The 12,263-nt window shown below is 44.6% G+C and carries 11 protein-coding genes and 1 pseudogene; 7 read left to right on the forward strand and 5 right to left on the reverse strand.

Going from position 1 to position 12,263, the window contains the following annotated elements; translation table 11 throughout:
- From infC to BTO10_RS12985, 5 genes and pseudogenes are all read left to right on the forward strand, one after another.
- Positions 1–552, forward strand: coding sequence for a translation initiation factor IF-3 (gene infC, locus BTO10_RS12965; protein WP_080566530.1), 552 nt, complete (start codon positions 1–3; stop codon positions 550–552).
- Positions 553–656: 104 nt separating this feature from the next.
- A complete protein-coding gene (gene rpmI, locus BTO10_RS12970) occupies positions 657–851 on the forward strand; it encodes a 50S ribosomal protein L35 (RefSeq protein WP_004738430.1) in 195 nt (64 codons plus the stop codon).
- A 42-nt stretch (positions 852–893) separates the two neighbouring features.
- On the forward strand, positions 894–1,247 hold the full coding sequence (gene rplT, locus BTO10_RS12975; RefSeq protein WP_004733517.1) for a 50S ribosomal protein L20: 354 nt from the start codon (positions 894–896) through the stop codon (positions 1,245–1,247).
- A 209-nt stretch (positions 1,248–1,456) separates the two neighbouring features.
- Positions 1,457–1,771: a N(4)-acetylcytidine aminohydrolase gene (gene yqfB / locus BTO10_RS12980; RefSeq protein ID WP_008224694.1), complete on the forward strand. Its 315-nt coding sequence runs from the start codon at positions 1,457–1,459 to the stop codon at positions 1,769–1,771.
- Positions 1,767–1,955, forward strand: a pseudogene (locus BTO10_RS12985) (hypothetical protein); the annotation flags it as partial. The gene yqfB and the pseudogene BTO10_RS12985, both read left to right, overlap by 5 nt.
- Before the next feature lie 131 nt (positions 1,956–2,086).
- Here the strand turns inward: BTO10_RS12985 and BTO10_RS12990 are convergent.
- The 5 genes from BTO10_RS12990 to BTO10_RS13010 form a co-directional block, all read right to left on the reverse strand.
- Positions 2,087–3,325, reverse strand: coding sequence for a leucine-rich repeat-containing protein kinase family protein (locus tag BTO10_RS12990; RefSeq protein WP_105024776.1), 1,239 nt, complete (start codon positions 3,323–3,325; stop codon positions 2,087–2,089).
- Positions 3,326–3,440: 115 nt separating this feature from the next.
- Positions 3,441–5,015 (reverse strand): ATP-binding cassette domain-containing protein, encoded by a 1,575-nt coding sequence (locus BTO10_RS12995; protein ID WP_105024777.1) that lies wholly within the window; start codon positions 5,013–5,015, stop codon positions 3,441–3,443.
- Positions 5,016–5,506: 491 nt separating this feature from the next.
- Positions 5,507–6,094: a TetR/AcrR family transcriptional regulator gene (locus BTO10_RS13000; RefSeq protein WP_105024778.1), complete on the reverse strand. Its 588-nt coding sequence runs from the start codon at positions 6,092–6,094 to the stop codon at positions 5,507–5,509.
- Positions 6,091–7,527, reverse strand: coding sequence for a coniferyl aldehyde dehydrogenase (locus tag BTO10_RS13005; protein ID WP_105024779.1), 1,437 nt, complete (start codon positions 7,525–7,527; stop codon positions 6,091–6,093). The genes BTO10_RS13000 and BTO10_RS13005 overlap by 4 nt, the downstream gene beginning before the upstream one ends.
- Positions 7,528–7,759: 232 nt before the next feature.
- On the reverse strand, positions 7,760–8,464 hold the full coding sequence (locus tag BTO10_RS13010; protein ID WP_105024780.1) for a class I SAM-dependent DNA methyltransferase: 705 nt from the start codon (positions 8,462–8,464) through the stop codon (positions 7,760–7,762).
- A gap of 423 nt (positions 8,465–8,887) precedes the next feature.
- Between BTO10_RS13010 and speA the strand changes: the two genes are divergently transcribed.
- Entirely contained in the window at positions 8,888–10,795 is a 1,908-nt protein-coding gene (gene speA / locus BTO10_RS13015; RefSeq protein ID WP_105025596.1) for an arginine decarboxylase, read from the forward strand.
- Positions 10,795–11,724 (forward strand): agmatinase, encoded by a 930-nt coding sequence (gene speB / locus BTO10_RS13020; protein WP_105024781.1) that lies wholly within the window; start codon positions 10,795–10,797, stop codon positions 11,722–11,724. Before speA ends, speB begins: the two co-directional genes overlap by 1 nt.
- Positions 11,725–12,263: the final 539 nt, after the last annotated feature.

The following is a 12,263-nucleotide window of genomic DNA, read 5'->3' on the forward strand; positions in this document are numbered from 1 at the left end:
ATTAAAGGCGGAAGACGTGGCCAACAACCGGCCAAACAAAACCAGCACCGTTTAAACGGTGACATTCGTGGCGTTCGTGAAGTGCGTCTAACTGGCGCAGACGGCGAAGCTGTTGGTGTAGTATCAATCGCAGAAGCGATGGAAGCTGCAAATGAAGCTGGTATGGATCTAGTAGAGATCAGCCCTAACGCCGAGCCGCCAGTTTGTCGTGTGATGGACTACGGTAAGTTCCTCTTCGAGAAGAGCAAAGCTGCGAAAGAGCAGAAGAAAAAGCAAAAGCAGGTTCAGATTAAGGAAGTTAAATTCCGCCCTGGAACTGATATTGGAGACTATCAGGTAAAACTACGCAACCTGACTGGTTTCCTTGAAGACGGCAACAAAGTGAAGGTAACAATTCGCTTCCGTGGCCGCGAAATGGCTCACCAAGACATCGGTGTGGACGTTCTTAATCGTTTGAAAGCGGATACTGAAGAATTTGCAGTAGTCGAATCTTTCCCAACGAGAATTGAAGGTCGCCAGATGATCATGGTATTGGCCCCTAAAAAGAAGTAATTAACGGCTTTGCAAGTAATTGAACCCTGCAGCCTCTGGTTGCGGGGTTTTATTCGCCCTAATTACTATGTTATTAACAACTCAACAATGCGGAGTTATTCATCATGCCTAAGATGAAAACCAACAAAGGTGCTGCTAAGCGTTTCCAGAAAACTGCTGGTGGTATTAAGTTTAAGCACGCTGGTAAACGTCACATCCTGACTAAGCGTACTACTAAGAACAAGCGTCAGCTACGTCCGAACTCGATCCTTCCTAAGTGTGAAGTTGCTCAAGTTCTACGTATGATGCCATACGCTTAATTCTTTTTAGTTTATAAATTCGTTTAGTTTAGGAGAAGCATAATGCCTCGCGTAAAACGTGGTGTACAAGCTCGTGCACGTCATAAGAAAGTTCTAAAACAAGCTAAAGGTTACTACGGTGCACGTTCACGTGTTTACCGCGTAGCTTTCCAAGCAGTTACCAAAGCTGGTCAATACGCTTACCGTGACCGTCGTAACAAGAAACGTCAATTCCGTCAACTTTGGATTGCACGTATCAACGCGGCATCTCGTCAAAATGGTCTATCTTACAGCCGTTTCATCAACGGTCTTAAGAAAGCATCTATCGAGATCGATCGTAAGATTCTTGCTGACATCGCAGTATTCGACAAAGCAGCATTCGCTGTTCTAGTTGAAAAAGCGAAAGCATCTCTATAATTTAGAGTTAGCTTTAAGGTTTAAGAAAAGGAGAACTTCGGTTCTCCTTTTTTATTGCTTGTAATTTATCCTCTAGAGATTCCCAACTCCTTCCTCCGTCAGTCTTGGGAGTGACGAGATAAACTTCCGCATCTAATTTTTATTCGCTTGAACAGGCATTCTGGTATACAAACATCTACCTAACCTTTAATGTTAAGCGACCGAGATAAATGACCGCACCAACTACTATGACGTTCTTCGAACGTTTTGAAGCTGACATCCTTTCTGGAAAAAAGACCATCACTATTCGCGATGAATCAGAGCGTGATTACCAACCGGGCAGCGTTGTTGAAGTATCAACGTTAGAAGAAGGGCGCGTATTCTGTAATCTTAAGATCATCAGCGTAGAACCAATCTTGTTCGATGAACTGGGCGAGTTCCATGCACAACAAGAGAACATGACGCTGCAAGTGTTGAAAGATGTGATTCAAGATATCTACCCAGGTATCTCTCAGCTTTACGTTGTTTCTTACGAGCTGGTTTAATCGCTTTAAGACGGTAGGGCGGTGGCAGTTAAAAGACGGCTTACTGAACGCTGAGATTACTAAAGGCGATAACCGATATGAATTTGCGGTTGTAGCGCGAGCAGACCTTAATATCCACTCTGCGGTGGAATATAAGAACGGCGAGCTGCATTCGTATCTGAAGTTGGTGCAAGCTGAGCGTTAACTCTTTTCATCGAGCTTGATTAAGCGAGCGAGCCTGTAAAAAGCAAAAAGCCAACAGTGATGTTGGCTTTGTTGTTTCTGGCGAAGCTAACTAAGCGTTAGCATTCTTTAAGTTCTTTTTATCTAAGGCGTTTACGCTTCAAAGGTTGTTAGGCGTGAGTGCAGTTCACTTCCAACATCTTGCTTGGCACAAACCGTTAGTAGGTCATCAATAAAGTACTTGAGAGCGCGAGCCTCGATGCGTCGAATGCCTTGCTTCTGTTCTTCAGTTAGGTAACCGTAGATGGTCGCTGCTCCAAAATCACCAAAGATCATTTGGCTTTGCTCATTGACTAGGGTGTTATGCGCGTACAAATCACCGTGACAAACCTTGTTGTCATGCAGGTGATTAAATACATCGATCATCTGAGTCACGATGTTGTCGATTTGCGAGATTGGAAGTTCGAAACCTTCAGGGAAAGTATCACGCGTGCAAGTCTCGAGTGTTGGTGGTAGCCCTAGGTTGTAGTAGCTGCTTGGAATGAGTTCCATCACCAAAGCTAAGTAATCTTGTTCTTCTACTTGGGCGATAGATTTAACCAAATTGTTATGGTGACCAGCTTGCAGGCACGCTTCCAGTTCATCATGTGGGTAACCATCGCTGGTGACTTCGCCTTTAAACACTTTAACCGCCACTTCTTGTGGGAAATCAAAGTCGCTGTTTAGCCAGCTTGCATGAGAGATCACGCCAGACGCGCCTTGGCCAAGAACTTGATTTAGCGAGTAGCTTTGAGAGCTAACCGCAGGCACGCTATCTAAGCTGCTAGGGTGTTTGCAAAACGGGTTGCCCGCAAACGCTAGCCAAGCCAGTTTTGGTAGCTTGATAAGGAACTCTGGGAATTCAGTCAGTTGGTTTGCAGACAAGCGGACCAGTTCGAGGTTGGATAGCTTTTCCATACTCTCAGGTAAAACGCGAATCTGGTTGCCTGCGAGTGCCAGCTTTTGCAGTCGTGGTCTTTCACCCAGTGAATTCGGTAGAACTTCGATGGCGTTGTCGGTTAGGATCAACCAGCGCAATTGAGGTGGCAGAGACGCTTCGCTTACGGTTTTGATTTGGTTGGTCTTAAAACCGATCATTTCAAGCTTAGGAAGTGACCCGAGAACATCAGGAAGGTGCGTGAACAGGTTATTCGACGCAAAGATAATACGCAGGTGAGTAAGCTGTGATAACTCTTCAGGTAAGTCTGATAGCTGGTTCCCCGAAAGATCGAGAATCTCTAGTGAATCGGCAAGATCCAAGATTTCTAATGGAAACTCAGTGAGACCTTCTGATAGCTTTAAGCGCTTAATACCTTTAAGTTGCCCTGATTTTAATTGTTCTAGAGTATGCAAACCTTAGCCTTATGATTAGATGTTCGAGGCGCGTAGTGTACTTGTCTCAATCGAGAAAGGCGAGTATCCGCAACAATACTCGCCTATCTAAGCTCAGTGGTAGTTAGTATCAAGGTTAAAGCTGAATGCGATTTGGGCTAACGCCGACCTCCTCAACAAAATCCACGTCATGACTGACTAAGATAAAAGCGCCTCGGTATTCACGCAAAGCTGACGCTAATATCTGCTTAGATTCGATATCTAAATGGTTGTCTGGCTCATCAAGCAGCAGTAATGGGGAGTCTTGCTTATGGCTGACAATCAACATCGCCAGTTTCATTTTCTCTCCGCCACTCAGGTGAGCGACTTTGCGGTACACAGAATCACGCCTAAAGCCGATGCCTGCCAACAATATGCGAGCATCACTCTCTGTGAGCCCGTCACTATGTGTCATGAGGCTATCGAACATGGTGTTATGGGTATCCAGTAAACCAAAGTGTTGATCAAGGTATACAGTAGATCCTAAGCGTTTGATGGTACCGGTGTAGTGCGAGTGCTCGTTGTGAATCGCTTTCAATAGTGTCGACTTACCACAGCCGTTTGCGCCGCTGAGATAACAGCGTTCACCTTGTGACAGAGAAAAATTGATAGCAGTACCAGAACCATATTCAAGTCGGCAATCTTCAACCGTTAACAGCGCGTTCTTTTTCCTGCTATTACTCTGTTGTAGATACAAGGCCTGCGGTTTCAGTTGCTCTTTTTGTTCTTTAAGAGATTGAAGCTTATCTTGATTTTGATCCTTTAAGTTATTTTGGCTAGTGGCTGATGCTGCTTGTGTTCGTCCGGCTTTGTCTTTCATCGCATCCATTAAGATCTTTGGCTGACTGCCGGATTTTCGCAGTCGGTTTCCTTGCGCCTCTCGTTGTTGCGCTTTTTCTTTATTGGCTTGAGCTTGTCGCTCCAGTCGTCTCTTTTCTGATTGGTGATGAGCAATCTGTTTATCTAGTGCATCGGACTGATTCGACATTTGTTTGAAGTAATTATCGTAGTTTCCTTTGTAGAAACGTAGCCCCAAACTATTGAGGTGGTAGATCCCTTCCATGTGTCTCAACAGGCTTCGGTCATGGCTAACCATCAGTATTTTGCCTTCAAATTGTTGGCACCGTTCTATCAACCAGTTGCGCCCGTCACTGTCTAAATGGTTCGACGGCTCATCGAGAATCAGTATGTTGTGGTCTGAAGTAAACAGTTGATGAAGCTGTAAAAGGGCAAGTTGCCCACCGCTTAATGTGTTGCATGGCGTGGCCAACTCGCTGGTTATTTTCAGATTGGCCAACAGCCTCTGAGTGTTTTCTTGCAAATCCCAATCTTCACCAACGATGTCAAAATGTTGAAGCTCGCAGCTGCCTTGTTCGATAGCATGCAAGGCATTGATTTTATTTGTGATACCTAAGAAATCAGCAATGCTGATCGTGCTATCCAAAAGTTCTGAGGGCAATTGTGAGTAGAAACCAATCGAGCCTTGTCTAGACACACTCCCAGATGTCGGCTGCGTTTGCCCAGTGAGTAATGAAAGTAGCAACGACTTTCCGGCTCCGTTTCTTCCAACTAAGCCAGTCAGTCGCGAGTTCAAATTGAAGGTGATCTCTTTAAATAGCCACTCACCAGTATCGAGCTGGAATGAGAGATTATTGGCTAAGATAGTAGGCATAAAAATACCTCCCTTTACGTATAAACGAGTAAAAGGGGCTAGGCGCTTTTCGTGCAAGATCCTGCTGGATGCTAACAACAGATCGCCATAGGCGTTACTTAGATAGATGACCAATGAAAGAGAGAAAGCGGTATTGAGATGGTTTCTGTCTTTTAGGTGGCTCTGGAAGATGCAGGCCGTTAATCGGCGGATCTTTAAGAGCTTAATATGTCGCGAAAATAGATGACGAAGTAACGCCCACTAACCCCGAGTGTCCAAATGATTTTTAAAAAATAAATCGGATGTCAGGATGTTAGTACTTCATTATGGCGTTATTCTCTTTTGAAATGATGGTGGAATGGTACTGAATGCGAGCTTAGAAAGTCAACAGGGTGAAGTGATTAAAATGTACCCAAATAATAAAAGCGCCGATGAGACGCTTTTATTGATTCGATGAAACTTGACGCTACTTAATAGCAGGGTATCTAGCTTATAGCCCGCTGATAGTCTAGCTAACAGGACGGCTGCGCTTGACCACCAATAGCACGCCAGCACATATCAAAACTGTCGTTGATGTACTTTTCTGACTGCTCTGGCTGCGGCTCTTGCTGATCAACAAGCCAATTCGCACAGATCAAAAAGTGGCTATGGATGAAGTGTCTAACGAGATTAATGTCTAACACCATCAATTCTTCGGCTTGTTGTCCTTTCAAAATGATGTCATCGAGTGACGCAAACATCTGCGAGACAATGACTTCGCGAGTTTGAGTCGTTGGGTCAAAATGCACATTGGTGAAGAACTTCATGGCGACTGGGTTTTCTAACGCCCACTCAATTCCGGTCATCCACATGAATTTAAAGGCTTGATAGCGATTTTGTTCAGCGATTTCTGTATGTTGAGTCAGAGTAGAAAATAGCTCTACTTTCAGTTCACGAAACAGTTCATCAATCAGTAGAGATTTGTTCTCAAAGTGATGAAACAGTGTCGCTTTTGCTACACCGGCGGTCTTCGCTATTTGCCCTGTAGATGTGCCCTCTAACCCTTGTTGGGAGAAGAGTAGGAGTGCAGCATCTAGGATTTTTTGCCTTTTTGTAATCATCGATTCAGTACTTTGAACATCATTTTCTTGATTGGGTTGTTGTATGGAGGGTGCATCAACTTAGTGAAGTTGATCTTGCCTCGAGTCAACACGGTTTTTGCATGGCTAAAGGTCTTGAAGCCTTCAATGCCGTGGTAGTGTCCCATGCCTGAAGGGCCAATACCACCAAACGGTGCGTCTTCCGCTGCCACATGCACCAAAGAGTCATTGATACAAACACCGCCAGAGTGTGTATCCGATAGAAATCGGTCTTGGGTTTTCTTATCGTGGCTCATTAGGTACAGCGCAAGTGGACGCTCTCTTGTTGTGATGTAGCTTATTGCCTCGTCAATCGAATCATAAGGCACGATTGGGAGAACAGGGCCAAACAACTCTTCTTGCATTGCCACCATGTCATCATTCACTTCGGTGAGAAGATGCGGTGTCATTCTGTGGTTCACGTCGTCTTGTGCGTGCTCGGTAACGTTATGTATCACAGCACCTTTTGACTTCGCATCTTCAACTACACCTTTTAATCGATTGTACTGTCGCATGTTAACCACTGAGGTTAAGTCTTTGCTCTCAATTCCTGCTTTATAGAGCTTCTTGAAGTAGCGTTTGTAAGCGGTGATAAATGCATCGACTTTCTCCCGTGGCAGCAAGATGTAATCTGGTGCGACACAGATTTGACCTGCGTTTAAGCTCTTGGCAAACAGGATACGTTCAACCGCGTCTGCGATATCGAAATCTGGTGCGATGATGGTTGGAGACTTACCGCCAAGTTCAAGTGTTACTGGCGTTAAGTTCGCGGCTGCAGCTTTCATTACGTGCTTACCAACAGAGGTTGAGCCTGTGAATAGGATATGGTCGAACGGCAGCTGGCTGAACTTAGCAGAAACGTCGGCTTCACCTTCGATGATTGCCACTTGCTCTTCACTGAAACCTTCGGCCAACATCGCTTTCAAAACACGGTTGGTTGCAGGGGTAAACTCAGACATCTTGAGCATTGCAGTGTTACCTGCAGCCAATGCTGTGATGAGAGGACCCAAAGAGAGCATAACTGGGAAATTCCAAGGCACGATGATACCAACTACACCTACTGGCTGATAATGCACAGTAATCTTGGCTGGTGTTAGCATCAAGCCGGCTTTACGACGTGAAGGCTTCAACCACTTCTTAAGATTTTTATCACTGTAATTAATCTGGTGTAGAGAAGGGGTGATGTCAGCAATTAAGCTGTCGTGCTTTGCTCGATGGCCATAATCTTCAGATACCGCTTCAATTAACTGCTCTTGATAACGCATTAATAGTTTTTTCAAGACTGAGAGATCATTTCGTCTCTGCTCAAGTGTTGGATTAACGTTGTTACGGTAGTGATCTTGTTGTCGGTTGAATATTTGATCCATGTCGTTGGTGCTCGACGTGTTTGGTTCAAGGTCTAGATTATGGCTCATAGTATCCCCTAAATTCGAAGGCTGACCGATTGGTTGGTCGGTTAAAATTACAAGAAGTTATGGTCGAATACAAGATATGGACGAAAAAAGTTTATTTTTTGTGCAATTAACTGGCAATTTAGCTAAGTGGGCCAACAACTGAAAAGCGGGTATTCAGGAAGAAGTGACAGGTTTACGAGAAGTGATCGTGTGCCTTTGGTGTCGTTAAAGGCACACGCGATTTGCTTACGGGTTAGGCAGAGACTTTCTCGCAACGCATAAAGATGAAGTTAACGTTGTTTGATAGGCGCTCGTACGTTTCTTCAGAGATGGCTTTGGCTTTCTCGTCGATTGTGCCTTCAGTGATCTGTGAAATCAGCAAGCCAGATAGGCTGACAGCTTGGCAAAGCTCGGTTAATGAACGGCGGTAGAAGCTTACCTGAACGGGTGTTCCAACTGTGTTCCACTCTTCTTGAATGAATTCGCGCTCAAAGTAGTTACCTGAAAGGGTGCACTCAAAATCCGCAAAAGGGTGATGAGTGGAAAACACGATGTAGCCGCCCGGTTTCAAAACGCGATACACGTCATCAAAGACAGGTTTTAGATCTTCAATGTAGTGCAGCACCAACGGGCACACGATGACATCAGCGCTGTTATCAGCTTCCTTAGGTAAACCAAGAGCTGCATCTTGCGCGTATGCGGTTACATTGGGGATTTGTTTTCCATTCACTAGGTCAACCATATCTTGAGACAGGTCGGTACACGTGACCTTGTTGGCACCTTGGTCGATAAACCATTGCGCGTATATACCTGAGCCGCAACCAAGGTCGACAATATCGAGCCCTTTAACATCGTCTAGTAAGGCTATGGTTGATGGGCGTTCTAGTAGGGTATTATAAATATTATCGCGAGCAGCAGAGTCGTATTGCTTTGCGTAGGTGGTGTACATTTCGGACATGATTTAACACTCATCAATAGGTATGAAAGAACAGGATACTGACTATCTTGGTGATAGCGAGAGTTATGATAGTGAAGTGCCGATATTTGTCATAACCCTGACTTAACATCACCAAATTAGCTAAGAATTTTAGGCGTCATTGCTATTTTATTCACCTAAATTTTTGTTAGAAAGTGCTTTATTTTTAATGCATTTCAGTCTGTTTTTTGCCCTAAAACCTTGTAATTCCTTAGTTGTCACTTTAAGTCGATCTGTCGATAAAAAAACGTAATCGTAACCACAAATATCAATGGTTGGACTCGCTCTTAATAATATCGGTTAATGCAGCCAACAAATCGTATTCTAACGTTTTTGTTGGGTTATACCTCGCTATTCCAAAGAGGTATCTTCTGTCGATGGCCCTATAGTGTGAGGTCTCTAGAATTGGAAAATTCGGTTAATTTGGAACGCATCCGTGCTGAGTATAATGTAAAGCACTGGAGCCAAGGTTTTTATGGCATTGATGACAACGGTGAAGTGTATGTATCACCGAGCGAAACGGATCATCAAGTCCCACTAAGTAAGATCGTAAAACAGTTAGAGCAAAGAAATATTGGTTTACCTGCTCTTGTGCGTTTTCCTCAAATCGTGCATCAGCGCGTGCACAATATCTGTAACGTATTTAACCAAGCGATCGAAGAATATCAGTACGACAACCGTTACCTACTTGTTTATCCGATTAAAGTGAACCAGCAAAAAGAAGTGGTTGATGAGATCTTAGCGAGCCAAGCTCAATTAGAGCAAAAGCAGCTAGGCCTAGAGGCGGGCAGCAAACCTGAGCTATTGGCGGTATTGGCGCTGGCTCAAAAAGCGAGCTCTGTGATCGTGTGTAATGGTTACAAAGACAGAGAATACATCCGCCTTGCACTGATTGGCGAGAAACTAGGGCACAAGGTTTTTATCGTTCTAGAGAAATTGTCTGAGCTTGATCTTGTTCTTTCTGAAGCGAAAGCTCTGGGTGTGAAACCTCGTTTGGGTTTACGTATCCGTCTTGCTTCTCAAGGCGCAGGTAAATGGCAAGCAAGTGGTGGTGAGAAGTCGAAGTTTGGCTTGTCTGCATCACAAGTGCTTACTGTTATCGAGCGCTTGAAAGCAGAAGACCAGCTGGATGTTCTAGAGCTCGTACACTTCCACCTAGGTTCGCAAATGGCGAACATTCGTGATGTGCGCAATGGTGTGAGTGAAGCGGCTCGATTCTACTGTGAACTGCGTGATATTGGCGCTCAACTGAAGTTCTTAGATGTTGGTGGTGGTTTAGCTGTCGATTACGACGGCACACGTAGCCAATCTTCAAACTCAATGAACTACGGCCTGCTTGAGTACGCTCGTAACATCGTGATGACGGTAGGGGACATTTGTAAGCTCTACAACCAGCCACAACCTGTGATCATTTCGGAGTCTGGTCGTTCACTGACAGCGCACCATGCTGTGTTGATTACCAACGTGATTGGTACTGAAAGCTACTCACCGGAAGACATGGCTGCGCCAGAAGCAGACGCACCACTGTTGCTCAACAACATGTGGAATAACTTCTTAGAACTTGATGCTGGGAACGACGACCGTGCGTTGATTGAGATCTACAACGACACGCAGAGTGATATTGCAGAAGCGCACAACCAATTTGCGACCGGTATGTTGAACCTTCAGCACCGTGCTTGGGCTGAGCAGATGTCTTTGCGCATCAACTACGAGCTTAGTACTCGCATGAGCACTAAGAACCGTTACCACCGTCCAATTTTGGATGAGTTGAGCGAGCGTTTAGCAGACAAGTTCTTCGTGAACTTCTCACTATTCCAGTCATTGCCAGACGCTTGGGGTATTGATCAGGTGTTCCCTGTATTGCCACTGAGCGGTTTAGATAATGCGGATGAGCGTCGTGCTGTGGTGTTGGACATCACTTGTGACTCTGACGGTACGATTGACCAGTATGTAGATGGTCAAGGCATTGAAACAACATTGCCAGTGCCAGCGTGGAACCCAGATGAACCATATCTAATGGGCTTTTTCCTAGTAGGGGCGTACCAAGAGATCTTGGGCGATATGCATAACCTATTTGGTGATACGCATAGTGTTGTGGTGAATGTTGATGAGAGCGGAGAAGCGAACATTGACTACATCAACGAAGGCGACACAGTAGAAGATATGATGCGTTATGTTCACATTGATATGGACCTAATTCGTCAGAACTACAAAGAATTGGTAACGGCGAAAGTACCAGCGCAAGAGCAGCAAAGCGTGCTTGAAGAGTTAGAGCAAGGCTTGATGGGTTACACCTATCTTGAGGATTTTTAATGAACGATCTATTTACGAAACCAGATTACTCGCTGTACTCCAATGCGATGACATTTATGCGTCGTCCTTTGGTGCAAAACCCAATCGACAACGATGCTGATGTGGTTGTATTAGGTGCGCCGCTAGATATGGCGACATCTGGTCGTCCGGGCGCTCGCATGGGCCCTGATGCGATTCGTCGTGCATCGGTAAACTTGGCGTGGGAAGGTAAGAAATTCCCGTGGGACTTCAATGTATTTGAACATACCTCAGTGATTGATGCTGGCGATCTTGTGTTTGATTGCGGTGACGCAGAAGACCTCACTCAGCGTTTGGAAGCAGCAGCTGATGCGATTCTAAATAGCGGTAAAACTCTGTTAGGTTTAGGTGGCGATCACTTCATTACACTGCCTCTACTACGAGCATATGGTAAGAAGTACGGTGAGATGGCGTTGATTCACTTCGACGCACATACTGACACCTACAACCAAGGCAGCCGTTATGACCACGGCACCATGTTCTACCATGCACCAAACGAAGGTCTTATCTCGCCAGAACATTCGGTGCAGATCGGCATTCGTACTGAGTACAAACAAGAAGGTCATGGCTTCAACGTCATTAATGCGATGCAAGCCAATGACATGTGTGTGGACGAGATCATTGCTCAAGTGAAAGATATTGTTGGTGATAAACCAGTGTATCTGACGTTTGATATCGACTGTCTTGATCCTGCTTTTGCACCGGGTACTGGCACGCCTGTGTGTGGTGGTTTGAACTCAGATAAAGTGCTGAAAATCATCCGTGGTTTGCAGGGTATCAACATGGTTGGTATGGACGTTGTAGAAGTGTCTCCAGCGTACGACCAAAGTGACATCACAGCGTTAGCGGGTGCTACGATTGCGCTTGAGCTGCTTTATGTTTGGACGGCGAATCGTCTAGCTAGATCATAAAATGTCGTTGTTATAAGCATAGCGTTGCTATCTGATTTAAAAGCCTACCAGGTTTTACTTGGTGGGCTTTTTTGTTTTCACAGCAGCTTGATTGACTAAGCTATCGCAAAGGTGACAACGCTTGCGGTATAGGTTGGGTAATCTTCTGCTAAATATCTATTATGCAACTTATTTTATTATGTTTTTGTGGTTTCCTAGAGGCGATAGCCTGCGTGTTGTCTCAAAGATGGGAATCGTTGCTGTTTAGTTGTTGATACATAGCTCACTTCAATTAATGCCTTATTTTCGCTAATGATTTGTTAACTTTATTGCGGTATAAATTTATGAAATTGAGAGGTGTGTATATCTGTGAGTTTATTTGCATATAAATCAGCACCCTACTAACTTTTAACTCATGTTCTGGAAACTCTTGGAAAATAGACAAATTTGCATGAAGAGGTCTACTCAGGCAGATATGGCATTTTTTATGCGGAAGACTAGGCTTAAAGGTAAGTAAATTATAAAAAAACAGGTGAATTTTATTCTCTTTTTGTACCTCT

The sequence above is a fragment of the Vibrio chagasii genome (genome assembly GCF_002954585.1).
Lineage (GTDB): Bacteria > Pseudomonadota > Gammaproteobacteria > Enterobacterales > Vibrionaceae > Vibrio > Vibrio chagasii_A.

What these genes read in the sequence shown, in the direction of transcription:
- rpmI (WP_004738430.1), top strand. Translation starts at nt 657, where the DNA reads ATGCCTAAGATGAAAACCAACAAAGGTGCTGCTAAGCGTTTCCAGAAA.
- rplT (WP_004733517.1), top strand. Translation starts at nt 894, where the DNA reads ATGCCTCGCGTAAAACGTGGTGTACAAGCTCGTGCACGTCATAAGAAA.
- yqfB (WP_008224694.1), top strand. Translation starts at nt 1,457, where the DNA reads ATGACCGCACCAACTACTATGACGTTCTTCGAACGTTTTGAAGCTGAC.
- BTO10_RS12995 (WP_105024777.1), bottom strand. Translation starts at nt 5,015, where the DNA reads ATGCCTACTATCTTAGCCAATAATCTCTCATTCCAGCTCGATACTGGT.
- BTO10_RS13000 (WP_105024778.1), bottom strand. Translation starts at nt 6,094, where the DNA reads ATGATTACAAAAAGGCAAAAAATCCTAGATGCTGCACTCCTACTCTTC.
- BTO10_RS13005 (WP_105024779.1), bottom strand. Translation starts at nt 7,527, where the DNA reads ATGAGCCATAATCTAGACCTTGAACCAAACACGTCGAGCACCAACGAC.
- BTO10_RS13010 (WP_105024780.1), bottom strand. Translation starts at nt 8,464, where the DNA reads ATGTCCGAAATGTACACCACCTACGCAAAGCAATACGACTCTGCTGCT.
- speB (WP_105024781.1), top strand. Translation starts at nt 10,795, where the DNA reads ATGAACGATCTATTTACGAAACCAGATTACTCGCTGTACTCCAATGCG.